Origin of the sequence: Providencia sp. PROV004 (assembly GCF_011045615.1) — a bacterium.
GTDB classification, from domain to species: domain Bacteria; phylum Pseudomonadota; class Gammaproteobacteria; order Enterobacterales; family Enterobacteriaceae; genus Providencia; species Providencia rettgeri.
The window spans coordinates 2,263,816-2,288,443 of record NZ_CP042859.1 but is presented as its reverse complement, the minus strand read 5'-3'; the positions used below and the strand labels follow the sequence as shown (position 1 = coordinate 2,288,443).

Genomic DNA, 24,628 nt, shown 5'->3' with positions numbered 1-24,628 from the left:
AGTGTTGCCTTTAATATAAATTATGGTATCTTTCTTTCCACGTCATTGGGGAGTAGCCTGTTCTGGTTTCATATATAATACCAGAAAGTCCGTATCAACATACTCGTTTGGTTTCAAACGTGGTGCGGACACCAAAATTCGGTTGGCAAGACCATAGACACATAAATAAGCCTTTTGGTTGGGGGTAATTTATGTGTATATGGAATCACCCAACCGAGGTTCTGTTATGAGTTTCTATGCTACCCTTATCTTAGCCCTTGCCCTGTCAATGGACGCCTTCGCTGTTGCTATTTGTAAAGGTGCAGTGCTTCATAAACCCCGCTTTAGAGAAATTCTCCGTACTGGTTTTATCTTTGGTTTTATTGAAGCCATTACCCCCATTATTGGTTGGGGCATCGGTATTTTAGCCAGCCAATATGTTATCCGCTGGGATCATTGGATTGCATTTGGTTTATTATTTGTTTTAGGTGCTAGGATGATCTGGCAGAGCATTAAAACAAAAGATGAAGAATGCTGTTCTAAACCTTCTAGTCATAGCTCAACAAGCCTGATTTTTTCTGCAATAGCCACCAGCCTTGATGCGATGGCCATCGGCTTAGGCTTAGCATTCTTACAAGTAGATATCGTTCATACTGCAATGACTATTGGCTTAATGACAATGATCATGGCCACTATCGGTATGATGATTGGCCGTTATGTAGGCCCATTACTCGGAAAAAAAGCAGAAATTATCGGTGGATTGGTACTAATAGGTATTGGTTTTAATATCTTATTTGAGCACCTTGAATTATTTATGTATGCCCATTAGTTTTTGTGCCCCCTATATGGGGGCAATAGCTCTACTCTGCATTAGATTGATAAACACGAATTAAAAAATCAGCCGTATATTCTTTCACCTCTGCTTTCTGTAAATCCTCTTTAACCTGTTCTGATGCACGCCAAGCAAATGGTGTCATCATCAATAATTCATAAGCTTCTTGCCCAGTCAGCGCCATCTTATAATTTAGTTGGCAACTATCTATTAACGAAAAATTTGGCAGATCTTCATCTTTCGCTGGGTGTAACTTAACCTCATCGTAGATTAACGCTTTTAATTCTTGCAGATGTTCCGCCGCAGGCGTAACGGTTATTAACATACCTTTAGAAACTAATACACGACTTAATTCTTGTGCCTTGCAGGGTGCGTAAATTCGTACAATTCCCCCCAAGCTGTTATCAGAAAATGGCAAGCGATGACTTGTACCAACGCAAAAACGAACGGATTTATAGCGTTTCGCCGCATAACGAATCGCAGCCTTCGAAACATCTAGGCCTAAAACTGTATATTTTTCAAAATGTTTTGCAAGTTCTCGTGAAAAATAGTCTGTGTAATACCCTTCTCCGCACCCAATATCCAGCAGGCTAGTACAAGATGATGGAATAAACTGAATAAGTTTTTCTGCCACCTTTCCACGCATAGGGTGGTAATGCCCTGCATCAAGAAATTGCCTACGCGCTTGCATCATTTCAGCATTATCACCGGGGTCTTTAGAACGTTTATGCTGTACAGGTAACAAGTTAACATAGCCTTCTTTTGCACAATCGAACTGATGATTTTCTGCACAACGATAACTGTTATTAGCAAGATTTAGTGGTGTAAAACAGAGAGGACATTGATAATTCATAGCAGTCACTGATTTAAAAATAAGGGGGAGTATACCATATTCAAATTAGTTTTCTTTCTGTTATATATCTTGCTTTTTAACTGTATTTTTTGTTCTCTAAAAGTAATAAAAAAACATTAGCGGGTGTCTCATGATAAAAATTAGGTTAGCAACCCCCGATGAAGCCGAACTTCTTTGGTCTATACGTAACCAAGCCATTCGCCATGGTTGCACAACGAGTTTTGATACAAAAACGATCCGTGCCTGGACACCTGATGAAATGCCGGTAAGTTATATACACATTGTGAGGAATAACCCATTCTTTGTCGCGGTAAATAACAATGACGAGCCCGTTGCAACTGGTTATCTTAATTTAGAGGCTAACAGTGTTGATGCCATATTTACCTTACCACAATACACTGGCTGTGGAGCTGCTAGCTTAATATTAGATGCCATTAAAGCTGAAGCCAAAAAGAGAAATATTAAAAAATTGGTATTAGATTCATCACCAAATGCTGAACGCTTTTATCAGAAACATGGTTTTACTTCGATTAAACATGCTAGCTACTACTCTTGTCTCGCACAAGTCGAGTTAGATTGTGTTCAAATGGAAATTGAAATATAACTTTCAATTTAATTGGAGTTAAAAGCCACTAAGCTATTCTGTGGCTTTATTCTATTTAATATTGACTGTATTTTAGGCTAACTGTATTTGTGAATGCAGTTTTGAATAACAACTAAAAATCAGCAAATTCGGCAATAGGCTTACGCCCATGGGACACTAAAAAGTCCAATACACGACGTGGAGAAACATTTAAAATTTGTGATTGTGGAAAACTAATTGATTCCAACATTTCAACTACGCGATCAAAACGGCCGAGATACCCGGCAAAATGTGAGTCTGAACCTAATGCAACCCACCCGCCAGTTTCTTTAACTGCCTTAGCTATTTCTAAGCAATTCTGTTGACTACCCGCTCTTGAATGTAGGAATGAAGAGTTATTCATTTCCAAAGCAACATTACACTCTTTCGCGGCTTGCGCTACTGCTTTGATATCAATAGGATATTTAGGATTGCCTGGATGGGTAATTATTTGCACTTTACCACTACGGATCGTGGCAATCATAGCTTCTGTATTATCAGCTAAACTTTGGGGCTCAAGAACCGGTTCATGAAAACCAGCTAAAATAATATCTAAATGACGAGCGATCTTTTCATTGCAGTCTGTCTCACCCAACTTGTTCTTTATATTTGCTTCAATACCGTACAATAAACCAACACCATCAACAATTCTCGGCAAGATAGGCATATTACCAAAATGCCACTCATGTGGAGCATCTTGCATTTCAGGCCCGTGGTCGGTAATCGCAAATAGTTTGACACCACGGCTTGCGGCCTCAGCGAAATATTCATTAACTGTACTATAAGCATGGGTGCTGGCAATAGTATGCGCATGTAAATCAACTTGATACATAAATGATATCCTTCTATTTTTTCTACTTACCTTCCGAGCCTACCTGCTCAGGAAAGATTCAACCAAGCTAACATATCAATTTAAAAGTTTCGATAGTCATTCACCTAAACAGCATTTTATCAACATATTGCAATATATTAGATAATATCCTAAGAAACTTTCAGGATAAAAAAACCCGCGATTATTGCGGGTTAAAATACACAGAATTAAAAATTAACTTAATCAACTAAGATACGTTTATTAGTCGCTCCCCACAAAATTGACATTTCGGTAAATAATGCACCACTGATATCCTCAACCTCTTCGGCAGTAATTTCAGCATTACCTTGTTTACCAAAAAATACAACTTCATCTCCTGGGCTAACGTTTTTTAAATCAGTAACATCAACCATGACTGTATTCATTGATGTTTTTCCTAAAACAGGAACTGTTTGGCCATTAATTAATGCATGTCCCGCATTGCTAAATACACGGCGATAGCCATCCGCATAACCTACAGGGATATTTGCTAATACAGAATCACGTTTCAAGGTATACGTTCTATCATAACCCACTGTATTTCCCTTTGGATAATGATTCACAGAGGCAATGCTCGATTTCAGTGTCATCACGCGTTTATAGTCATTTGTCGCAACGGTATCGCCGTAGAAAATGCCACCGACACGTACCATATCCAACCATGATTCAGGTACCGTAATAGTTGCATAAGTATTCGCGACATGTAATGTAATGTCTTCACGCTTTAGCCCTGTCGTATTCAATACTTGTTGAGATTCTTTCTTGAATTTTTTGAGGTCCTTACGGATCTGAGTTTCATCCTCTTCTGGATAATGAGACATAATACCGACGATTTTTAACTGAGGTAATTGTGAAATCAGCTTAGCTTCATTAAGGCCAGCAAGTGTACTCACCTCTAAACCGTTGCGCGACATCCCGGCTGAGTTCAGTGCCAGATGAATAGGAATCACTTTATTCTGCTTTTTCGCAATCGCATTTAAGCGCTGCGCCATTTCTAAATTACCGATTAACTCTTCCGTTTCATATTGTGTAGCCTGAGCCATTTCTTGCTCTGTCGCACTTCTCACTCGCATTAATCGGCCTTTAAAACCTAAATCTCTCACGGTCTTAAGCTCTTGATTATTTGTTACCCCAATGCATTGCACATTATTTTCAATCATTATTGGTGTAACTAAAGAAAGGTCATGCCCATATGCATCTCCTTTCAAAACGGCACACAGCGAAGATTTATCTCCTAGTAGGTTTTGTACTTTCTTAATATTAAAATCTAATGCGCTGCGAGATATTTCAATCCATGCGTTATTAACCACCACCGGTTGGTTTTGTGTCGCATATGTTTCTACCGGTGTTGTGATATTGTTTGGCTGTTGACAAGCTGTTGCAGCAACCAGTAAAGGGAGTAATGCCAGATACTTCAAACGAAAAGCCACGTGTTGTTCCTTATCTCTAGTGATTTTTACCAAGACATTATTTTTATAATTCTAGGTGGAAATAGACAAAATATGTATCGGTTTTAAATAATACCAACCTTCATACCCCGAACAAGTAATAATTCACTTTTTTTGCATAAAAAGACAAAATATCTTTTTCGAGTTAATTTTTCTTTTTTAGAAATAAAACATTTGGTTGAAATCATCGTAAATCAAATTATTTTTATTATTTAATAGGTTATGGCAATAATTTCACTAACATTTACTTTTGTTACACTTTTTATTTGGCGAATTAACATGCTTAAATGATAATAACTATCAATTAGGAATTTTTACTAAATATCACTCAATCCATAAGGCTATGTTATGAAGTACAAATTACTCACACTCATTATTCCAACACTACTTACTGTCAATGTTGCTAACTCCGCTGAAATGTACAATAAAGATGGTAATAAACTTGATGTATACGGACAAATTGATGTCCGCCATCATATTGCCAAAAGCCGTAGTGGCGAAGATGGTGACGACTCACGTGTCAGACTAGGGCTAAAAGGTGATTCGCAAATCACCGACCAGCTCATTGGCTTTGGGCGTTTTGAATGGGAAACGAAAACTAACCAATCGGAATCAACTGAAGAAAATAGCAATCGTTTAGCTTATGCAGGCTTAAAATTTGCAGATTACGGCTCCCTTGATTATGGCCGCAATTATGGTGTTATTTATGATACCAATGCTTGGACAGACGTATTACCACTCTGGGGAGCGGATACGATGGATCAAGAAGATAATTACATGCTAAGCCGTAACCGCAATTTACTCACTTATCGCAATAATAATGCTTTTGGTTACATTGACGGTTTAAGCTTCGCACTACAATATCAAGGTAAAAATGGTGAAAAAAACCTATCATCCGGAGATGAGTTAACCGATAACGGCGATGGTTTTGGCTTATCGACTGCTTATGAGTTAGGTTATGGTATTTCCCTTGGCGGTGGTTACTCCTCATCTTCCCGCACACCAAAACAAAAAGATGCCACAACCAGTAGTGCAACGGGTAAACGCGCCGAAGCATGGAACGTAGGAGGAAAATTTGAATACGAAGACCTCTATCTCGCCGTCATGTATGGCCAAACACTTAATATGAGCCGTTTTGGTAATGATGATATGGAGTCAATAGCAAATAAAACTCAGAATCTTGAAGTGGTTGCCTTATATTCTTTTGACTTCGGTCTAACCCCATCAATTGGCTATAACTATTCCAAAGGTAAAAACTTAGGCAACTTTGGGGATAAAGAATTAGTGAATTATATTGCCATCGGCTCAGCTTATGACTTTAATAAAAATTTGAGTGCTGTTATCGATTATAAAATCAACTTGTTAAACGATAATGATTTTACTGACCATTACAAAGTGAATACTGATAACGTGCTTGGCTTAGGGTTAGTGTATCAATTCTAAAATTATTATCCCTAGCGTAAAGTAAAAGCATCCGTTATAGACGGATTGCTTTTACTTTATAATCCTGTTGCTCAATCATGCATTAAATATCTAACTGAATTTAATATATCAGTAAGCCCTACTTTCCCCTCATTAAAATTATCTCTCATCATTTTATAAAAGTTTTAAAATTCGTAATCAGGTAAAAATTTATTATTGCTACAGCATGGCTTCAAAAATACCACTTTAGGTGATATTTATTATCCCTCATCGATAAGTATATATTGACCTAATATCCATTTTATTACCGTTACGATAGACGTCATTGAAGCACAGATATAGTATTTACGAGTACTCTATTGAAGTGCTTTTTAGGTTACCTAAAAATCTAAGAGCATCTATTATAACCATTGTTACTTTTTTCATTCCAGTTCCACCTATAAGCATATTAATCAATAAAGTGATCATCACTTAACCAAAGTAAAATGACCTACTCGTCACCAAAAAACAAAAAGGCACCAGTAACTAACTGATGCCTTTGAATTTATCGATAACTAAAAACTGTTATCAACAATTGCTATATTATTCCCACTCAATTATTTACACCAAGCATAACCTATTGATTTATATAAAACAGAATTAACCTAGTGGGTTATGATACCGTCACTGATACCGTCAAAGTGAAAAGTGAACAATATTTGTACAGCAATCTATCGATACGATTCGAGTAATTTTTCTTTTGCAGCTAAGTCGGTAATGCATAAATTAAGGGCCCTTGTGTTTTCATCGGCACGATTAGACTCACGCCCATAGACTTCAAGTGTGCTTCGTAGTTGTCGAGAAAGTTCACTGGCCTTTGTTCTCTCAGCTCTGCAGGTATCGGCGTTAATGGTACCATCAGTTTTTGTTTCCGTGGCACTTGTTTCGTACTGCACGCTGTCAAAGTGATTAAGAACACGCTTAAGCAAATCGTCTGTGCGCATCGTAGCACGTTCTTTCTGTTCATTGTATATCACCACCCTGTTTTGTTGCTCTTCGTCTGCCTGCTTGCGTTTGTCGATGTTAAGCACTAGGTCTTTCTCATCTTCCTGTTGCCCGGCAATCTGTTTTGTCATTTGCTGGTTATCAGAAAAAATGACGCTAGTCATAAAACCAGCGGCAAATGAGATAGCCAGCGCAATTAATGCAATGGCTACTTGTTTCATTAGCGAACTCCGTTGTGTTCCAATGAATAATGGTTTCCGTCATTAAAACGACCGCCCCAACTGCCGCCAATTGATTCCCAATATTCACCAAGTGGCTTATGATCGCTGGAAGCAGTTAGCCACTTACCATCTTTAAATAAGTTAAAATCAACCGCTAGGCGCTCTGTATGAAGGCTTTTACTAATACCTTTACCTGCCTTTTCATTTAATGCCGCCTGTTCTTTCGTTCGGTATGCTTCCCCAAAAGTTAACTGGTAGCCGTTCGCCTGAGCAAAGATAATTAACTTAGCCACCATTCCAGTAAATCTATTTTGTTTATCCACCATGGACATTAGGATCACCCCACTTTTTTAATTAACTGCATGACATTGCCGCGCTTAGCAAACAACGCAGCACAAAGAAATAAATTAGGAATTAAGTTTTGAATACCTGCTTGATAGCTAGGATCAAGATAGGAGTAGACTGGTACCGATGCTGAATACCCTAAAAATGCATAAGCCAGCCAACCACCAAGCTTGCTGTAGCCTTTACCGTCTCTCACAAAGTAAAGACCACGCAAGAACATAACTAAACAAACAAACGCATTTGTGATAAGCAGGAATTTATCGTACGTCATGGCCGTTGCCTCCCTTTGGGATATCAGCTTTCTTGTACAATTTGATACTTAGTTTTACAGAGAGAAGCGAGGCAACAAATGCCCCAAGAGCGTCTAAGCTATCAATGTTATAGGCGTCTGGTTTAACACCGATTAACCCTGTCATTGAAACGAAGATAGTAGCGAAAGGACTAAAGAATAATAAACCAGCCCCTAGGCTAAGAATTGCAAATACTGAACGGATAGCGAAAGAGAATTCTGTAGCTGCTGTAGTAAAGTAAATAGCGCCAAGAATGGCCCCCATAACAACCTCAGGGGGCAATCCTGAAAAGTAACCTAGAAAGGATGCAAGGCTTAGGCCTGTAACCGTTGTGGCATTTTCATTCATGTGTAGCACCATGGTTGAGAAATAACCATGATACTACAGCATAAAAAGATAAACAAAAACCCATAATAGAATTATTAATCAAGCATCAAATAGCTGAATATAACCTATTGACTCTCCATTTATATCAAACACTTCAACTCTCTTATTTTTAGCAGCACCAACCGCTTTATTTTCTGCATTGCCAACTGCTAACCCATTTCTAGCAATCACTAATTTTTCAGAGCGTATGTTTTTATCTACCAGTAAATTGCCACTAAATGCTGATGTATCACCATTTTCGTGAGAAACCAGTGTTGTATCAATTCCTGATTCATTTAAACCTGACTTCAATTCAGCAAATGTTGCGCCTTTATTTGAATAGAGATTATTTCGCCTCACATGCTCACCTTCTTTGTATTTTGCTAGTGAGCCACCTAAAAATGCATTCTCAGAAATAGTATTATTCTGAGAATAATCTCCTGTATTGATCGTATTCTTAATCTCTACATCAATACCATCATTTGATTCGAAGAAATTACTAGAAATATTTACAAATTTAGCCAAGTCACATGTAATTCCATTTCCTTGATTATTATAAAATCTATTATGAAATATGTCCCCGCAATGTAAAGCGCCAGTTATATGTAATCCAGATAATTTAAATCCAGAAAAATGATTTTCGCTAATGCTGAAAAATTTAACATGAGTTAAATCTACACCTAACCTATCCTCTCTCTCTTCTATAGTTTCTCCAGCTTTAAAGCTATTTCTCACAATATGCAGGTCATTAACTTTAGGGGATGAAAGCGTCCCCCCTCTTACTGTTAATGCTTTTTTATTAGCAGCTATTAAGTTATTTTCTATAATAACATACTGAAGATCAGTATCTGCTCTATATATTTTTCCATTATCTGGGTCAACTTCATTTCTTCCTGCAATTATAACCCCATGAGAGTTTTCAGTATTTCGGCATGTGAAAATTAAATTATTTATTAAACGTATACCACCACTGCTTATATAAACATTTGCTGATTGATAACTGCCAGATTTTCCATAACCCTGCCTACCTATGTCATTCCCTTGAACAAGGGTATCTCCAGACGATGCATATAGTGCAAGCCCAAATTTAAAGTTTTCACGAATTTTATTACCGAAAACATTTCCAACTCCATTCCCCCAAACTTCACATCCATATTCATTTCTCATTAAAGATGTGGATGAAAGCTCAAAGAATAGGCAGTTATCAAATTTCACACCGGTCTTTGCACCGATTACTTGTAAAAACCTTACCTTTGGAGATGTTGTGTAACCAAAAAACCACAACCCATTTTTATCTGGGTTGATTTGTTTAATTGTTGTCCCCCATTCCTGCGTTAAATAGTCCCCTGATTTTGATTCACCCTCTATAGTTATATTATCCAACCCCATAGCTGGTACGCTGGGGTAATTAACACCATCCCCAGCATCTCTATTAATGTTAATGGAATCAGATATAACGTATACACCGCGTGGTAAAAACACCACACCACCTTTCGGTTTTCCTTTTAATGAATTAATGGCATTTTGGAACGGTATTGTATTATCCGTTACGCCATCACCTTTCATCCCAAAATCACAACCATTTATACAGTTAAAAGCTCTGAAATTATCAATTGTTATCGGGGTTGAATCGCTAGTAAGCTTCCATTGAGTTCCTCCTGTTGACCATACTTGACCAATAGCAAGTGATATTTTGTTTTTAGATATCGTCTTGCCTTCTAACATATCTCCTACGTTAGCAGCTTGGTAGTTTGTTATGTCACCAATCAATCTTGGAAGCTCATTCCTTAAACTTGCATCTCCTACACTAACCCACAATCCATTTGGATTTTCATTTGTCTTTATTCCACCTGTTGTTTCTGGTGTTGATAACGGTGGAACAGTCTTTGGTAGAGGTCCATCAAATCTAAAATATTCTCTTTTTTCCTCCCAGAACAACGCTTGAAAACGGCCTGTTATAACTGCACCTTTTTCAAATGAGTCAACCAATACATAACCTAGCGCCCCTGTTTCCACTGGGTCTAATAATGTTGGCGATCCTGAGTTATCAAATCCTATCTGTTTATTTCTACGTTCTGTTGCTTTTGGAAATGCCGCAATATCCATATCATCAACGCGCAGTAAACGTTTTTCACGTTTCAATACCGTACTGTTTACGACTTCAATCTCATCTTTCATCGTACCTAAATCAACCGCATCACTATCACGTTTAGGCTTGCCAAGGTTAGCAATGCGATAACCTTTAGCGTCGAACCAATTAGCTAGAATATTTGGGCGCTTTAGGTATAGCGATCCGAGGCTTCCCCAAATGCGTTGTAAAATCATGGTCAGGTAGTCAAATGCATCCTCGTGCGTTTCAGCAAGGAACTTACTTTGATTGCGGAATGAGGTTTCTTGTGTGATTGGAATATCACGGGCGATGCTAATTTTATGCCCGTTGGCAAGTGGTTTAGTTAAGATTACCTTTCCACCAGCCGACTTATTAGCGCCTGTTACTGTGTAGTCAGTGCCTAAACGCAAGGTTACAACGTTATCCCCGTCAGCATCTGAAGTGATAACACTCAATTGGTTTGCTTTAAAAATCCTGAACTTATAATCAAAATCGGTTGTTACACCGTTTCCTGTATATTCATTACTGCTGATTTCAGTTGAAACAGTCATGGCTATTCTCCACTCGGTTACGTTGGTGTATGATAGCCATTAAAATTCATTAACGGAATATTGTTTACTTTTAAATATAAAAAGATAAACATTGGTAATGATTTTTCAGTTACTGTATAAGCTCCTTAAATCATATAGGTAGTTAATATGAAAGATGTAATTAATTTCCCAGCACCAGATAACTATGCAGATAAAGTTAATACCGAAACTGGAATAAAGGAGTTGATGAGTAAATCGAATGTAGAAGAACTACTAAGAAAACTGGATAGTGAAGGATGTGACGTGAGCGCGGCACTCATTGAAATTACAGCAATGATGAATTACATAAATCTGAGTTTGAAGGTTAAAGAGAACATCAAGACGCATATTGAATATATTGCAAATGAGTTAAACAAGTAATCGTTTAAGGTAATTTAAAGCACCTATGCGGAGGTGCTTTTTAATACCTATATCCATTTATCATGAATAATCTCAATTAGTGAATCTTTATATGTTTTACCATATCTAGAAGTACATATTTGATCTAACTTCCGCTTTAAGACCTTAGATTTTTCATAGTTGATAGCCGAAAACACTAGACTGCCCCCTATTATAATACCAACAAACACAGGGCTATCACTCCATCCCCAAGATATATTTGCTATCATTACTAAAATGGCGCCTATAAAGATATACATTCCCCACTTTCTGTTGCTTTCAGCGTTTGAATAATCTCTTTCCAACTCATTGAATTGCTCTTTGTTCATAACTAATAGCTCCAATCACTTAAGTGATAATAATATGGTATAACGTAGCCACTTGCGATGTGCTTTTTGGATTGAATAATTCTACTTTAAGAATTAACCTGATAGGTTAACAGCATAACCCTTATAATAATGTGAGGTAGCATGTTTGGATTGTTCAAAAAAAAAGAAAAAAACACATTCGAAGAAGTACAACAGATGGCTAATGACCTTGGTTTTACAGTTACAAATGGAGGTAAAGTATTAGCATTCATGGGGTTGAAAAGCGATTACAGCAGCTCTGAAGTGTTGTCTAACATATTAGTAATACACGTTGCCAAGCAAATAATAGAGCTACCTTTAGGTGAGCTAGTTACTGAGGATACAATGAATATGCTTAATAACTTTGTTTCCTATATAAACGATAGATATAAAGGCCGCCATATAAAAAAATACATATATGAAAATGACTTCAAGGCTATTATAACTATGATTTCTTTAGACGAAGATGGCTTTTCTCTTGCTGAAAAAATAGTAGAGCAGAATAAACCAATAAGTCATTCAGTCCTACTATGTACTTTGTAATTTTTATTTTAGTTGTTCTTCAACCTGATTTAGCAACGGTGATAGATAGAAAAGATTCTGAAATGGTAACAGCTTTCTTACCGATCTAACTTCTCTATCATCAAACTCACCATTCATAACACCTGCAGTAATATTTTGGATATCACCACCAAGGTCAAATGTGGGACCTAATAATGCCCCAATACCGTTGCGACTTTGGTAACGTGATGCTGGTGGGCCACCAAACATAGCGCTCATACCGTACGAACCACCGCTGAGATTTTCTAATAGATTATTAGGCTCACCTAACCAGCCCATCATTCCAGACCAGTCTAACCCCTCTTTCACAAGGTTAGCAGGTTCAGCATTAATTTCACGCCCTGCCATCATTGATTTTAATACATAAACCAATGAACCCAAGGAAATTTGTAACAATGCGCCATAATAGAATGAGGCATCACCAGACTGAATACCAGACACTAACGCCCTATTGTGGGTACCAAAGAAGAAAGTTTTAAACTGCATCACAATCTTACCTAATTCGCTACTCATCATTAATGGCGTGTCACCAATACCAGGAGTGATTACTGTTGTTCTAACGTCTTTCAATACCGCAGCTTGGAAAGTTTCACGTACTACGCGATCATCCCACAAGTGACTATGGCCAGTTAACATGCCGTCTAAATCTTCACCGTGTTTTGAATATTGCTGAGCTATGCGCTCTAACATGTTTTTATCAACGCCAAGATGCGCCAGCTTTTTAATTTCTTTGCTACTTAATGCATTACCAGCCGCAACCTCTTGCGCAGCTCTGAGTATCTTTGATTGCGTTACAACACCTGTCCACATCTTCATTGTGTCTGTATATTGATTCATCAGTGTGAAATTACCAAACTTTTGTGAGGACCATTCTAAACCACGTTCAATAAAAGTACGGCGAGCATAGGGATCATTAAGGTCAGCGATAACTTTAGAACGGCTAGACAATGCATATTCAAGGCCTATACCCATTTCACGCAAATCAGCCTTGGCAATCTTCATTGCGCTAATGTCGGTTAACATTTTACCCAATGGCTTTAATGCGCTACGCAAACCATGCTGCATGATCGGTCTGGCCATATCTGGCAATGATGAAATTGTCATACCACCAAGCAAGCGTAAAAAATTAACGTGACGAGCAATGCGACCGGCCCTAACAAAGAAACTTGATGGATCTTTAGGTGCGCCATAGGTGCCTAATAACCTGTCACGCATAGCGCGAATATCTCGCAAATCAGCATCCCTTCTAGCTTCTAATTTCCCGCGCTCTTTCGCTGTTTTAGCTTCTGAAATTAACGTATTGTAATCATTGGTAATGGCTTTAATTTGTGCATCCATATCAACACGCCCGAACTGTGCGGTAAGCTCTATTTCTGGCGCAACTTGGCGAATATAGTTTTCCATTACGTAGTTAACATCTGATTCTAAAAAGTCTTTAATACGTTCATCTGGAATATTTAACGTACGTGATTTGGTGAAACCTGCACGCTTAGTTAATCCATCAGGGATCAGCTCACTAGGTACAATGCCAGATGGTGCGCCTATAATTTTATTAATGATATCATCCGCTGCTGCTTCAACCTCTTCACGCGCTAATGGTTCCATTCTGCGCAATGCTGCATGACGGCGATTATCATAGCGAGTAAGTGAGTTAGCTTTACGGGTTAATTGGCGATATTCATTTCTAAACTGGCGCGGCTTGTCTAAAATGTCTAAAGAACGTTGATAAGAAGCCAGTTTGTTTTCAGCTTCTTCAATGCGAACTAGTTTACGCTCTAATTGTTCCAGCTTTTTAGTTGGCTTTTTTGCTCTACGCTTTTCAATTTCGGCTGTAACAGTTTCTTTTTCTGCAACTAATTTGCGGTTCTTTTCTATTTCATCCATTAAAAGCTGTTTTTTACCAGACCAGCGTTCAGCTTCTTTTATTTCAGCGTTCAACTTTTCTGCTTGTGGCGCGGATGCTCTGGCTTGTTCTATTCCTGCATCGGCTTTAGCTAAACTAGATTCAGCCTTATACACTGTTCGCTGATTCATTTCCTGCAACCAATCAGCAATAATGGTGCGAAACTCTGCTCGGTCATTCAGTATTTTGTCGAACTTATAAATGCGAGGAAAATAGCTTTCTGCCGTTGATACAGTCACCCCCTCACGCAAGATACCAAGCTCAACCATGCGATCCTTGGTTTTCTCAACGATAGGTCGCACGGCTCTTGCTGCTTCTGCAACTTCTGGTATTGCATGGCGATCGCCATTACGCATAGCATCACCAACTTGCTCACTGAATTCATATAGACTTAATCGACTGCCGCCACGCTCTTTGGCCTTTTTGCGATAGGTTTTATAAAAGTCTTTGGTTGATTCAACTTGCTTATAAACAAGTGTTTCATATCCTCTTACCTTAGTTTCTACCGCTGTGAACGATGCAATACCCTCTTCATTTTTTGCAAAGGTAAAATTATTCTCTGCAAGCTGCTGGTTAATTTGCCGTGCTGTTTTTGATGGTGATTGAGCCACGCGACCAACAGGGCTAACATTCATTGTTCTGTTAATAAATGATGGTCCTTTCAATGTTTCCTGTTCTAATGTGGTATCAGGTACTTCCATTGCACCTACACTAGTATTATCAGGAATATTTTGTTGTATTGTCTGCTGTTCACCCAACACATCGTTTTTCAATTTATTAACTATCTGACCTCTATTTTTTACTAGCTGAGCTGCCGAACCAAGCAAACCGCCTAACATAGCGTCAAAAGTTACGTTCAATGCGCTTTCTTCAAGCGTTCTAGTTTCTTGGGTAGCAGATAGAGCCAATTCAGAAGCAACACCACCAAGCGCATTAGATACGGAAAATTTGCTTGCTGTAGCCAATACATCGCCACCACGAACAATAGTTCCTGCAGGTATCATCATTGCGGCAACGTTGATAGGATCAATTACTCCCATTGCTATACTTGATATTAATCCTGCGCCGCCAGCGTCTTGCAGCATTTGTCTATCTTGCATTTGTCTATTAATACGCTGTTTTATTGCTGATGTTTCCTCTGGTGATTTAGAGTGAATAAATGCATCGGCAAAATCTTCATAGCCAGATAACGTACGTTCATCATCAAATGGGTTATAACCGTCTTGCTCTTCGAACTGATTAAAAGGCATGGTAGCTATTAAACTACCTACCGAGTTATCAATGCGAAACGCAGCATCACGCAGCTTAGATACCTCATTTTTATCACTGAAAGGGTTTGCAGCATCAAGAATGCCTACATCACTTGATTCACCATATTGAGGGTCAGGCTGTTTAATTGAGCCAACATCAGCGCCCATTACATCACTTGGATTCATTTCATAAATAGGCATAATTATTCTCTCCCAAACATAGTGTTAAGTGTGTTACTGAAACCATAATCAATCGGTTCAGGTTTGGCGTTACCTTCTAATATCTCACGCTCTTTCTTAGCCTCTTGATATGTTTTCTGCCGCTTATCCATAACTTCACGGTACATTGGTGATGATGATTGCTCTGGCTTGAAGCGTGACGGCATTCCATTTTCACCAAGGAAAGGTGTAAATACAGGGATGTTATCGCTGCCAGTTTGTTTCAACATAATTGCATAACTGTAATCACGAGCAGTCACCGCATCAGGAACTAAAACAAATTCTGCATCATCAGGCATGCCGCCGAACACTTTAGATTTAAGCTGTTTTTGCTCTTCACGCCATTGGCCTATGATCCAGTTACCTGCGCCGCTCTCATTGGTACCGTAAACAGCCTCAGGCGCATAACGCATAACTTCATCTTTACCATTGATTGAAGTGACACCCCATGTTTTTTTAACCTGAGCATTCGTCATTTTTTTAGCTAAATCAGGATCCCCACCAGTACTAGCAAAGTTTGCATCATAGAGCGTTTGGTAATCTCGCATATATTCACGGTTGCTAACACTTGGCTTGGTAACATTCGGCGATGAGAAACCACCTAAAGCAAAGAAACTATTTATATTACCTTGTGCAGCTTTCTCTCTTTCTTTGCTGTATTTCTTATCGCGCATCTGTTCAGCGATAATAGCCTTAGTTCTATCGTTCTGCTCATAGGTCAGGTTGTATGCAATATCTATGGCTTTTTCACTATCCATACCTGAGCGCGTTAAATCGTATATTTTTCCATAGTAAGCCATGGCATCAGTAGATAGGCCATTAATCGCAGACGGATTATTATCAAATATTTGCCCGTACATTTTAGCCATTGGAATGACTAATTCAGGGTTTCTAGATGTTGAACCGGTCACCAGTTTTGATTTAATTTGCGAGGGAATAATCCCAGTACGGCTGGATATTTCAGCTACAGCATTTAAACTATTCTCATCTCGAATATTGAATGATGATTCGATATTGTTAGTAAAATAGTTATCAGCTGCATCTTGATTGCTTTTATCGTTAGGATCTAGTGGGAAGTTATTTTGTATGGATAACTGCAGGCGATTGGCTGAAAATACCTTTTCTTGTGCCTTGATATTGCTATCAACAAACTTACCGAATTTTTCCCAACGCTGCATTTTACTTGCATAACTGCTTTCAGATGGGTCCGGCATGATGCTGTTTAATAATGAGCGCTGAGCCTGTTGCGTCATATCTTTAGCAGCTGATATCAATCCAGCATAGCGCTTCGCTTCTTGCATATCCGCTATCATTGCAGTGCCTTTGTCATAACCAAAAGCAGAAATAATAGTTTTTTCAGATGGCGCATTAGGTGCATCAAGACCGTTTTCCCATGCCGCATAGGAATCAGAAATAGTCGTACCAAGCTCAGTTTGTAATTGCTGTTGGCGTTGCTTGTCCATTTGCTCAGCTTGCTTCAAGTATTTTGCTTGGTCTGACTCATCGAGCGCATCGAAAGCCACTGAACCAGTTAAGCGTTTAGGTGCATTAGGTGAGCTAGGTAAACTTACCAATCCAAGCGCTGATTGAATTCCATTTGAAATATCATCATTAGATAGCTTGCTAACTTCACCTTGCCCATTCTCTTGAATCATTATCGCCATTGATAGGCGAGTTAATGTATCTAAGTCAGTTAGGTCAAGAACAGTATCACGAGGAACATTGAGATAATCAGATACGAATTTAATATAACCTTCAGTATCGTTATCATCCTCAGGTGGAGCCCATCGAGTAATGATCTGCTCAGGTGTTACATACCCCTGCCTCGCATACGATAATAGGTTTTTTCCTGTAGCTCTAATGCCATGTGCAGGTGTAGCGAATGTCACAAACGAACCGTCATTACCCGTTTGTCCTACCCAAACATCCTTTGACATTCTAATGTTGCCCGGATTGTTATTACGAACTCCACGCGCAGATCCACTACTAGAAGATGAGGTAGATTTATCATAATAACGACTAATACCACCGTTATCTGATGGCTCTCCGTTCTGCTGCATAAACTGCATATAATCAGAACCTATCTGATTTTCAATAGCTCTCTTGGCTGTAGCTGTTTTAAATTCTTGTTTCTTTGCTAGAATCTGCTCATCACTCCAGCCGTGCGAAAACCCAAATTCTTCTATTTGTTGGAATACTTGTTTGTTTGCTGATAGGTAAGCATTGTTATCACCATACAAACTAGCAGCTGACTCCGCATTAACAGATAACGTTGCTTGGAATTGGTCTTGTTCGTAAGCTTTAATTTGCCCCATTTCATGCTTATTAGCCTGCGAGCTAAACTGCAACCGCATTTCTTTTGCTTGCTGTGCGAACATACTTTTGATTGCATCATCCTGCAACGTTCCTGCTATTTCACCAGCGGCAATATCAAATGCCTGCTCAAACTCATAACCTTTACCAATAGCATTCTTACCCTGCATTGCAAGTAATCCATTGCGCGGATCGTTCATCAATTCATTGGCTTTCTGTCTAAGTTGCAGTGATGCATCTTGTGCCAGAGCTACATTAGCCCGTTGCTTCGCTTCAGCGAATAAGCCTGTGTATTGCTCAGCTACTTGACCTAAGCCTGCACCAAACTGATCAGGGTTCGACTGAACACTAAAACCATTATTCGGCAGAGGTGATGAACTAACCTGCTGTTCTTTGTACGTTGGTACTATTGGCATATATCACCCCTTAAAATACAAAACGATTGGTACCGCTTTTCTTGGCAATATCAAACATGTTGTTGCTTGTACTGCCACCAGCCGCCGCGCCTGATGTACCAGAGAACGGATCCCATGTACCACCAGCCAATTGATATGCGCCGTATGCTTTAATTGGTGCAGTTAATAATGTTGTAGCAGCGCCAAAATTACCCTCACGACGTGCCATTTTTCCCTGCAGTCTGTCATTAGCTGCTTGCATACGTAGGCCGTACGCTTCACGACTCGCATTATTAACTAACGTTAAAGCGTCTAACTCACCCATTGCAGCAGTATCGCCGAACATATCAAGGGCACCTGCTGAACTTAAATCAAGTCCACTCGCTGACATTGCCGCCGCTTGTGAACCAGCTAATTGCCGTGTGCGTGAGCGCTGTTTCTCTGCCTCAGCATTGCCACGATTGATTGAATCATTCGCTGCCTGCTCATTCTGTCGTGCATTTTGGTTGGCTACCTCAGCGTTAAACTTGCCTGATTGATATTGGCTATATGCCTGCATACCTGCCGAGGCTAGAATGCCCCCTGCTAAAATGACTGGACTACACATTATTTCGCCCTCGCATTCATCGTGAATTTATGAAATGGATAGTTAAGCGCACCAATTGGCTGCGCATCTTCTAGTTTGAACCCTAGCCAATGCAGCCACGCTTTAGCAATGTAATTGCGCTCATCAACGTAATTAAGCAGTTCAGGGTAGATTTGTAGCATTAGGCCAACGAATGGCTTACAGCGGCGTAGAAAGGCTTTCTGGTGCTTCTCTAAAATATCTGAGCCAACTAACCAAGGAATGCCAACGCCGCCGATGATGGACGCTGGCGACACACCGAAGATAGCCGCTACCTCACCATTGAAAATAGCAGCCCATGATTTTGTAGATAGGTTAATACCTGAGGTTAGAACCTCCTCAGGCGTTGATAGGTTCAATACATAGAACTCATCGATATCAGCTTGTCTAACATGCGGTACCAATGCCTGCGCATGCTCTAATGTAGCTGGTACGATTTGAACAATACTCTTTGCCATATTAGAAGCCCCCCACATCTAAGCGCGGTATCGCAGCAAGGATTGATAAAGGTAACGGATCAGATTGCCTGACATACACACGGCCGTTTTTGCTCCACTGTGCATCAAGATTAATTTCTACCACGCCAGTAGCATCATTAACTGGATTATCGTAGAACTCGAATTCACGTTGAGCATATTCATATAACCGGTCTTTTTCGGTACCAGCCCATATACCACGACTTGAATTGACAATAAGGCTTGCCACCTTAACCAGTTTCTTTTTGTCGAGTAACGTTTCTTGCCCATTGATATGAATATCTAGGGTTTCCATATCGCTAACATATGGTAGGCCAATGTGAACCACTACTGCTGGTTCTTCTAATGACACTGCGCCGCCAGATACTTTTTGCTGAGGCAATACGTTTGCATCGGCTAGAATGCTGGTGGTTTTACCTTCGATGTGCTGTAGCCCTTCAAAACGGAAACGCGCAAAGCCCCATTCGCTTAACGGCTTATCCTGTAGTAATTCAGGCACATCACGATTAGGCGTTACACGTACCGCATGAGTATTAATAAACTCAGTAATTTCACAACGTAACATTTTGTTTTCTTCATCTTCAAAATAAGGCAAGTGAATAGCGTTACCGATATCACTATCTTTAAAAATGGCATTACTGGCGGTTAAGGCAATATCCCCTTCATACGTCCAGTTATCGACTGTGGTTAGGTGTACGGTGCTAGCTTCATCTTTATTTCTGCCGTCATAGCTTAGGCCTGAATCAACAAAGAAAGCGTCCTCGGTTTTGGTAAATAGACGACTACTTAAACGCTCTATGTAGCGTACGGTACCGCCACCAACTTTACGGCATACAATGAAATAAACCGCATCCTCATTGCCTTCACTGACGCTGCAGGTTGATTCAAATTGTCCGTCAGTCTCTTGTGGTGCCCAAGCAAATACTTGCTGCTCTCTGAGATACGTCAATGAAAGCAATTTACCATCATCGCGAATACACCAAGCGATTGAGTAAGGAACGATAGAAAACGCCCAATCAATAATTTGGTGGCGCTGAAAGAGATGATTAGCCATGATGGTTAAATCGGTGCCTTGGTACCCGTCAACGTCGAATGAATACGCGAGGTCACGCACAGCGCTACCTTTTTCTTGGATGTACAAAGCGATATTGGCAACAGCAATTGGTGGCACATCACTACAGCCATTGGCACCTTGCGAGGAAAAAGAGAAACTACTAGGCGTTAATACTTTGTTCTGATCCCCAGTGATTTGATACTCACCGCCAGACGTTAAGGCCACCAGCGAACCCACATCAATTAAGTGACGAATTTCATTAACTTGGCGTCCTGCATAGGTGTAGATGATACGGTCATCATCTTGTATCGGGTTATTCTTGCCAAAGTCTTTGTAGTCACCACTACGGCTAGCCCAAATAGTTTGTGGGTAAGCGCGAGATCCAGCAAAAAATAATCGCTGCTGGTAATACATAACGGTACTAGGATAGCCGTCCACATCATTCCAAACCGACCGTGCCCATTTATACGTAGCGTTTTCTTCACCGACAGCATTTGATGGAATGTATGAAACAACTTTACCCGTAGCTGTTAATCCGTCGGCACTGACAGAATTGATTTTAACGATACCGAAACCACTGTGAAGATACTCCCACTGGATCCCAGCATCACCGCCCCAGCCATCCCAACTCATACCTTCTGTATGTGATGGCCTTAACGTGCCACTTTTACCTGCAGTATTAGCGCGGTAGTAATTAGCACCTGCACGGCGTTGATCATTAATGTTAGTCGTCTTGTCTGTTTCCCATACAGGTACAGCATCAATCGCTTGTTGTTCAATATAGATTTGCTTGCCGACCAATTCAGCGCCAAAGATATTATGCGTTGCTGTCAGTGTTACATCACCAGTACTGGCGCTAACATATAATTTACGCTCTTTATCGGTGTTGATATCTTCGAATGGCCCATTGCGCGTTTCAACGGGTACAAGCTTCCAATCGTCATGATCATAACGCTGTAGCTCCATTGGTGGATAATCAGCGTGTACGATAGTCATTACGTCTGCTGACTGTGTGAATTTTAAATTGAATAGGTCAGCTTCTTTGTATGGCGTTGCTAGTTCGAATATTTCGCCTTTGTGCTCACCGTCTGCATAAAGCACCTGTCCACCGTCTTTAATAACACGCATGTACTTATCACCCATTTCAAGGGCATAAGTTTGTACGGTGCTGAACTGGAACGGGATCAGGCGGCATTTTTTGTTAGGGTATTTTGCTGCCGCAATAAACTTAGTTCCTGGTCTATTTTCAATGCCGCCATATTGACGCACAAGAAAGTTTTCACACTTACGCAAAGCGGTTGAATACTTCGCTAAGTCAATGCGACCATAAAGGCTAGGCGCTATTTCGCCACCAGAAAAACTCGGTTGAATGATGCTATAAGCCATTACGATAACCTCGCTTCAGTGAATGGATCCATGTAATCGTTAGGCTCTGATGATTCATCAAGAGAGTGAGCGCCAGCGTTAGCAATCGACATTGCGTACATCTGAAATGCTTCACTACCGATACCAGCGTTAGAAGCCAATGGGCGTGCTAACTCGCCAGCTAAACGCCATGCCAGCGCATCAATGAATAAAGAATCAAACATGTTCACATCAGTGACTGACGCAGTGTATTGAAGCCACGCTTGCGGTTGGTCGCAGTAAATCAGCTTTCCAGTACCATCAGCATCTGAACCCACCAGAAAATTAATTGCATTATGTGGCTGAGGATATTTCTGGCCAGATTGAATAATGGCTATTGCCTTTAAACAGTCGGTTGGGTAGCTATAGGCAAATTTCCAGTCTGGCGGCGGGTTATTTGTATCAGCCAAAGCAACGCGCTTACTGGCAAAGTTCCACGGGAAATCAGAGAGCGTAGTATCGCGGCAATGATTGAAGTGTAAATTGCATTGTTCAGCCTCTTTGCTCTTTTCGCTAAGGCTGTTAATGAATCGGCTATTACCAATACGGCTAAGCGCTAAGTTACAGATTTCGATTTCTGAGGCCATTATTCACCCCCATCAAATAAAACATCTGCTGCTGATTTAGTATCACCTGAGCCCAAGGCCAGATCCGTTATCTGCAAATCAACTGATGTTGTTTTTTTGCCTTCACGCTCATCGGTACGTTTAGATTTAATTTTGGCTATACCAGACAATTCAATTGATTCGCCAACATCAGGGATAGTTGCGCCTAACTTTTCTAACGTTTCATTGTCCAGATAGAGAGTTAGGCCGTAAGGATATTCATCACGTGTTTCGCTCTCACCTTTGGAATTCTCAAAAGTTTCTGTGCTAATTTTTAAGTTGACCATTTTCATTGTCTGTATCTCCAAAAGAAAAAGGGGCTTTCGCCCCCTTTAGCATCGGGGGTTACACCCCAAGTTCTTTACGCTTTTCATCTATCGCGGTACGCATTTTATCTGCGCCCATGTTGTGATGAGGTGCTTTACCAAACAGTTGTGTGTACTGTTCGCGCAAAGCTTCAAGGCTAGAATCAACCGTATCGCCTGATCCACTAATAGCAGTATTGGTTACAACCTCACTAGTATCACCACCAGCCCCATCAACCAAAGCGCCAGTATCAGGTTTAGCATCATCACCACCAATCAACTTTAAGTTGCTGCCAGCAATACCGCTGTATTCAACCTCCTCACCAACTTCAAGCAGACGACCAGCGATAAATGATTTTTTCAAAACTTTATATCGTGACATGTCACACCTTAATTAGTTACGGCGTTGTAGATAGGATGAGCATCAGTGTTAAGTACGATACCCGCTGTAAACTTACCTGCAGTTAATGGACCATCTGTGACAACGTAACGCAGACGCAGATACTTAATAACACCATGCGGAACGGTAACAACAATGCGCTTACCTGCATTTAAATCAGCAATAGGCATTTCAACGGATTGAAACAATGCAACAGGCGTTGTAAATGCTTTATCTGCTGATGTTTCCAGTACGATTTGTACTTTGGCTTCACCTGCTGCTGTAGCCTGCTCAGTAACCTGTGCAAACAGCTGCAACGGCTCACCGATACCGATATCACGGAAATCACCTTTAACTGGTGTTAGGTCAATGATACTTGTCGCAGTCGCTGATGCGGTTACTGCTTGGTCGAGAGAAAATAAAGTTTCTTTATCTAAAATCATGTTGCGAACTCCCAACAAAATTAAGTTAGCGGTACCCATTCAGGCACCGCACAATAGGCCTGACTTACTTAGCGACCACCTGATCCTCAGTTGTGAGAATTGCATCGGTACGGCGCACAGGGATTTCATCAAAAGAAACAACCTTCTTCCCTGCAACTTCTTGCATAGAAATATTGACGTTCTTTGAGTTTTTAATCTGGCGGCGCATCCAGCTACGTACCTGCTGATTGCAATAGAAAACAGGTTTACCCATAGACAGATTAGGGATTTTCTCAATCGCCTGAATCAGTAAATCAGGCAAGTCGATAGCGCCTGCAGCTTCTGGGTCTTTGGTTAACTTAGAAAGGTCAACGTTAGCGATACGAACCACATAACGCCAATCGCGCACAGTTAATCCATTTTCCCATTTAAAATGAGAACGATAACCTTGATATTTAGCGTTATTTTCATCGACTAGTGTGACTTCGCCCAAGTTCTGCTGTTCAAGACCAGCCTTAGAACCTTTAGGGTAGATGCCATGAACGGTATTCTGTCCCCACACCACTAACCAAATTGAGGTTAAATTACTGCCAGTACCACCAGCATCAATGATGTTTACACCATTCTTAGCATTTAAATCATTGAAGCGTGCTGACAATCCAGTAAAGCGCTGAGCATGTACACTTGTATCACCATAGAAAAGCGTTTCAGCCATTTGCTGATTCATGGATTCAATGAACGCTTGCGCTTCCGACAATAAGAATTCAGATGTATTGCCGTTTAAATCAGCTAGCTTTTTGTCAACTTCTGAGTAAGTTTCCAGCATGCCTATAGCGTCTGTGACTTGTGCAGTAGTTGATTTACTTGGCGGTACACCATAGTTCAAAATACGCCATGTAGCTTCTGGTAAACCTGTGCGGACAGTTGTACGGTGACCTGTAGGTAAGTTACCTTCGGCAAACACCATATCATCAAGAATTTCGTTAGACTGGTTGAGCAGTTCAACGATCTTCGCTTGCTTGCTGTTTGGGTCCTGTCGCTTAGCCCAGTCAGCCAATGTTAGAGCTTGAGGCATAATCT

The 24,628-nt window shown here is 40.2% G+C and carries 24 protein-coding genes and 1 riboswitch; of the genes, 5 read left to right on the top strand and 19 right to left on the bottom strand.

The window, feature by feature from the left end:
• The first annotated feature begins 35 nt into the window (after positions 1-35).
• A riboswitch (yybP-ykoY riboswitch) is annotated at positions 36-180 on the top strand.
• A 46-nt stretch (positions 181-226) separates the two neighbouring features.
• Positions 227-808 (top strand): manganese efflux pump MntP, encoded by a 582-nt coding sequence (mntP, locus tag FVA69_RS10150; protein ID WP_004911288.1) that lies wholly within the window; start codon positions 227-229, stop codon positions 806-808.
• Positions 809-839: 31 nt separating this feature from the next.
• Here the strand turns inward: mntP and rlmA are convergent, their stop codons facing one another.
• A complete protein-coding gene (gene rlmA, locus FVA69_RS10145; protein WP_004911290.1) occupies positions 840-1,664 on the bottom strand; it encodes a 23S rRNA (guanine(745)-N(1))-methyltransferase in 825 nt (274 codons plus the stop codon).
• Between the two features lie 133 nt (positions 1,665-1,797).
• Here rlmA and FVA69_RS10140 point away from each other — a divergent pair, with 133 nt between their 5' ends.
• Positions 1,798-2,268 (top strand): GNAT family N-acetyltransferase, encoded by a 471-nt coding sequence (locus FVA69_RS10140; RefSeq protein WP_164529344.1) that lies wholly within the window; start codon positions 1,798-1,800, stop codon positions 2,266-2,268.
• Positions 2,269-2,380: 112 nt separating this feature from the next.
• Here FVA69_RS10140 and FVA69_RS10135 read toward each other — a convergent pair whose 3' ends face one another.
• Together FVA69_RS10135 and alr are read right to left on the bottom strand one after the other, a co-directional pair.
• Positions 2,381-3,118 (bottom strand): phosphatase, encoded by a 738-nt coding sequence (locus tag FVA69_RS10135; RefSeq protein ID WP_109912498.1) that lies wholly within the window; start codon positions 3,116-3,118, stop codon positions 2,381-2,383.
• A gap of 218 nt (positions 3,119-3,336) precedes the next feature.
• Entirely contained in the window at positions 3,337-4,566 is a 1,230-nt protein-coding gene (alr, locus tag FVA69_RS10130; RefSeq protein WP_109912497.1) for an alanine racemase, read from the bottom strand.
• Positions 4,567-4,932: 366 nt separating this feature from the next.
• On the opposite strand from alr, the gene FVA69_RS10125 reads away from it, so the two are divergent.
• Positions 4,933-6,027, top strand: coding sequence for a porin (locus FVA69_RS10125; protein WP_004911303.1), 1,095 nt, complete (start codon positions 4,933-4,935; stop codon positions 6,025-6,027).
• Between the two features lie 689 nt (positions 6,028-6,716).
• Here the strand turns inward: FVA69_RS10125 and FVA69_RS10120 are convergent.
• The 5 genes from FVA69_RS10120 to FVA69_RS10100 form a co-directional block, all read right to left on the bottom strand.
• Entirely contained in the window at positions 6,717-7,211 is a 495-nt protein-coding gene (locus FVA69_RS10120) for a hypothetical protein (RefSeq protein WP_164528799.1), read from the bottom strand.
• A complete protein-coding gene (locus tag FVA69_RS10115; protein ID WP_039861802.1) occupies positions 7,211-7,543 on the bottom strand; it encodes a M15 family metallopeptidase in 333 nt (110 codons plus the stop codon). Before FVA69_RS10115 ends, FVA69_RS10120 begins: the two co-directional genes overlap by 1 nt.
• 5 nt (positions 7,544-7,548) lie before the next feature.
• A complete protein-coding gene (locus tag FVA69_RS10110) occupies positions 7,549-7,827 on the bottom strand; it encodes a phage holin family protein (protein WP_164528798.1) in 279 nt (92 codons plus the stop codon).
• On the bottom strand, positions 7,814-8,206 hold the full coding sequence (locus FVA69_RS10105) for a putative holin (RefSeq protein WP_004253793.1): 393 nt from the start codon (positions 8,204-8,206) through the stop codon (positions 7,814-7,816). The genes FVA69_RS10110 and FVA69_RS10105 overlap by 14 nt, the downstream gene beginning before the upstream one ends.
• Positions 8,207-8,272: 66 nt before the next feature.
• Complete coding sequence (locus FVA69_RS10100) at positions 8,273-10,873, bottom strand: glycosyl hydrolase family 28-related protein (RefSeq protein WP_164528797.1); 2,601 nt, start codon at positions 10,871-10,873, stop codon at positions 8,273-8,275.
• A gap of 147 nt (positions 10,874-11,020) precedes the next feature.
• On the opposite strand from FVA69_RS10100, the gene FVA69_RS10095 reads away from it, so the two are divergent.
• Positions 11,021-11,272, top strand: coding sequence for a hypothetical protein (locus tag FVA69_RS10095; RefSeq protein WP_164528796.1), 252 nt, complete (start codon positions 11,021-11,023; stop codon positions 11,270-11,272).
• A 47-nt stretch (positions 11,273-11,319) separates the two neighbouring features.
• Here FVA69_RS10095 and FVA69_RS10090 read toward each other — a convergent pair whose 3' ends face one another.
• Positions 11,320-11,619 carry a hypothetical protein gene (locus FVA69_RS10090; protein ID WP_164528795.1) on the bottom strand — a complete coding sequence of 100 codons (300 nt, stop codon included), beginning with the start codon at positions 11,617-11,619 and terminating at the stop codon, positions 11,320-11,322.
• Between the two features lie 141 nt (positions 11,620-11,760).
• Here FVA69_RS10090 and FVA69_RS10085 point away from each other — a divergent pair, with 141 nt between their 5' ends.
• Entirely contained in the window at positions 11,761-12,180 is a 420-nt protein-coding gene (locus tag FVA69_RS10085; RefSeq protein WP_164528794.1) for a hypothetical protein, read from the top strand.
• A gap of 3 nt (positions 12,181-12,183) precedes the next feature.
• On the opposite strand, the gene FVA69_RS10080 is transcribed toward FVA69_RS10085, so the two are convergent.
• The 10 genes from FVA69_RS10080 to FVA69_RS10035 all read right to left on the bottom strand — a co-directional run bounded on the left by FVA69_RS10080 (position 12,184) and on the right by FVA69_RS10035 (position 24,623).
• On the bottom strand, positions 12,184-15,552 hold the full coding sequence (locus FVA69_RS10080) for a hypothetical protein (protein WP_164528793.1): 3,369 nt from the start codon (positions 15,550-15,552) through the stop codon (positions 12,184-12,186).
• A 2-nt stretch (positions 15,553-15,554) separates the two neighbouring features.
• Positions 15,555-18,299: a hypothetical protein gene (locus FVA69_RS10075; RefSeq protein WP_164528792.1), complete on the bottom strand. Its 2,745-nt coding sequence runs from the start codon at positions 18,297-18,299 to the stop codon at positions 15,555-15,557.
• Between the two features lie 10 nt (positions 18,300-18,309).
• On the bottom strand, positions 18,310-18,885 hold the full coding sequence (locus tag FVA69_RS10070) for a hypothetical protein (protein ID WP_164528791.1): 576 nt from the start codon (positions 18,883-18,885) through the stop codon (positions 18,310-18,312).
• Positions 18,885-19,379, bottom strand: coding sequence for a hypothetical protein (locus FVA69_RS10065; RefSeq protein WP_164528790.1), 495 nt, complete (start codon positions 19,377-19,379; stop codon positions 18,885-18,887). The genes FVA69_RS10070 and FVA69_RS10065 overlap by 1 nt, the downstream gene beginning before the upstream one ends.
• Positions 19,363-21,819: a hypothetical protein gene (locus FVA69_RS10060; protein ID WP_164528789.1), complete on the bottom strand. Its 2,457-nt coding sequence runs from the start codon at positions 21,817-21,819 to the stop codon at positions 19,363-19,365. Before FVA69_RS10060 ends, FVA69_RS10065 begins: the two co-directional genes overlap by 17 nt.
• Positions 21,819-22,424: a hypothetical protein gene (locus FVA69_RS10055; protein WP_164528788.1), complete on the bottom strand. Its 606-nt coding sequence runs from the start codon at positions 22,422-22,424 to the stop codon at positions 21,819-21,821. The genes FVA69_RS10060 and FVA69_RS10055 overlap by 1 nt, the downstream gene beginning before the upstream one ends.
• Positions 22,424-22,735, bottom strand: a complete 312-nt coding sequence (gene gp10, locus FVA69_RS10050; RefSeq protein ID WP_164528787.1) for a capsid staple protein — start codon at positions 22,733-22,735, stop codon at positions 22,424-22,426. Before gp10 ends, FVA69_RS10055 begins: the two co-directional genes overlap by 1 nt.
• Positions 22,736-22,787: 52 nt before the next feature.
• Positions 22,788-23,129 carry a hypothetical protein gene (locus FVA69_RS10045; RefSeq protein WP_164528786.1) on the bottom strand — a complete coding sequence of 114 codons (342 nt, stop codon included), beginning with the start codon at positions 23,127-23,129 and terminating at the stop codon, positions 22,788-22,790.
• Positions 23,130-23,137: 8 nt separating this feature from the next.
• Entirely contained in the window at positions 23,138-23,569 is a 432-nt protein-coding gene (locus tag FVA69_RS10040) for a Bbp16 family capsid cement protein (protein ID WP_164529343.1), read from the bottom strand.
• A gap of 64 nt (positions 23,570-23,633) precedes the next feature.
• Positions 23,634-24,623: a major capsid protein gene (locus tag FVA69_RS10035; protein ID WP_109912478.1), complete on the bottom strand. Its 990-nt coding sequence runs from the start codon at positions 24,621-24,623 to the stop codon at positions 23,634-23,636.
• Between the last annotated feature and the right edge of the window lie 5 nt (positions 24,624-24,628).

What these genes read in the sequence shown, in the direction of transcription:
- FVA69_RS10035 (WP_109912478.1), bottom strand. Translation starts at nt 24,623, where the DNA reads ATGCCTCAAGCTCTAACATTGGCTGACTGGGCTAAGCGACAGGACCCA.
- FVA69_RS10120 (WP_164528799.1), bottom strand. Translation starts at nt 7,211, where the DNA reads ATGAAACAAGTAGCCATTGCATTAATTGCGCTGGCTATCTCATTTGCC.
- FVA69_RS10070 (WP_164528791.1), bottom strand. Translation starts at nt 18,885, where the DNA reads ATGTGTAGTCCAGTCATTTTAGCAGGGGGCATTCTAGCCTCGGCAGGT.
- FVA69_RS10080 (WP_164528793.1), bottom strand. Translation starts at nt 15,552, where the DNA reads ATGCCTATTTATGAAATGAATCCAAGTGATGTAATGGGCGCTGATGTT.
- FVA69_RS10065 (WP_164528790.1), bottom strand. Translation starts at nt 19,379, where the DNA reads ATGTGGGGGGCTTCTAATATGGCAAAGAGTATTGTTCAAATCGTACCA.
- FVA69_RS10105 (WP_004253793.1), bottom strand. Translation starts at nt 8,206, where the DNA reads ATGGTGCTACACATGAATGAAAATGCCACAACGGTTACAGGCCTAAGC.
- mntP (WP_004911288.1), top strand. Translation starts at nt 227, where the DNA reads ATGAGTTTCTATGCTACCCTTATCTTAGCCCTTGCCCTGTCAATGGAC.
- rlmA (WP_004911290.1), bottom strand. Translation starts at nt 1,664, where the DNA reads ATGAATTATCAATGTCCTCTCTGTTTTACACCACTAAATCTTGCTAAT.
- FVA69_RS10060 (WP_164528789.1), bottom strand. Translation starts at nt 21,819, where the DNA reads ATGGCTTATAGCATCATTCAACCGAGTTTTTCTGGTGGCGAAATAGCG.
- FVA69_RS10075 (WP_164528792.1), bottom strand. Translation starts at nt 18,299, where the DNA reads ATGCCAATAGTACCAACGTACAAAGAACAGCAGGTTAGTTCATCACCT.
- FVA69_RS10115 (WP_039861802.1), bottom strand. Translation starts at nt 7,543, where the DNA reads ATGTCCATGGTGGATAAACAAAATAGATTTACTGGAATGGTGGCTAAG.
- FVA69_RS10045 (WP_164528786.1), bottom strand. Translation starts at nt 23,129, where the DNA reads ATGTCACGATATAAAGTTTTGAAAAAATCATTTATCGCTGGTCGTCTG.
- FVA69_RS10085 (WP_164528794.1), top strand. Translation starts at nt 11,761, where the DNA reads ATGTTTGGATTGTTCAAAAAAAAAGAAAAAAACACATTCGAAGAAGTA.
- FVA69_RS10100 (WP_164528797.1), bottom strand. Translation starts at nt 10,873, where the DNA reads ATGACTGTTTCAACTGAAATCAGCAGTAATGAATATACAGGAAACGGT.
- FVA69_RS10095 (WP_164528796.1), top strand. Translation starts at nt 11,021, where the DNA reads ATGAAAGATGTAATTAATTTCCCAGCACCAGATAACTATGCAGATAAA.
- FVA69_RS10110 (WP_164528798.1), bottom strand. Translation starts at nt 7,827, where the DNA reads ATGACGTACGATAAATTCCTGCTTATCACAAATGCGTTTGTTTGTTTA.
- FVA69_RS10135 (WP_109912498.1), bottom strand. Translation starts at nt 3,118, where the DNA reads ATGTATCAAGTTGATTTACATGCGCATACTATTGCCAGCACCCATGCT.
- FVA69_RS10090 (WP_164528795.1), bottom strand. Translation starts at nt 11,619, where the DNA reads ATGAACAAAGAGCAATTCAATGAGTTGGAAAGAGATTATTCAAACGCT.
- FVA69_RS10055 (WP_164528788.1), bottom strand. Translation starts at nt 22,424, where the DNA reads ATGGCCTCAGAAATCGAAATCTGTAACTTAGCGCTTAGCCGTATTGGT.
- FVA69_RS10040 (WP_164529343.1), bottom strand. Translation starts at nt 23,569, where the DNA reads ATGATTTTAGATAAAGAAACTTTATTTTCTCTCGACCAAGCAGTAACC.
- FVA69_RS10125 (WP_004911303.1), top strand. Translation starts at nt 4,933, where the DNA reads ATGAAGTACAAATTACTCACACTCATTATTCCAACACTACTTACTGTC.
- gp10 (WP_164528787.1), bottom strand. Translation starts at nt 22,735, where the DNA reads ATGAAAATGGTCAACTTAAAAATTAGCACAGAAACTTTTGAGAATTCC.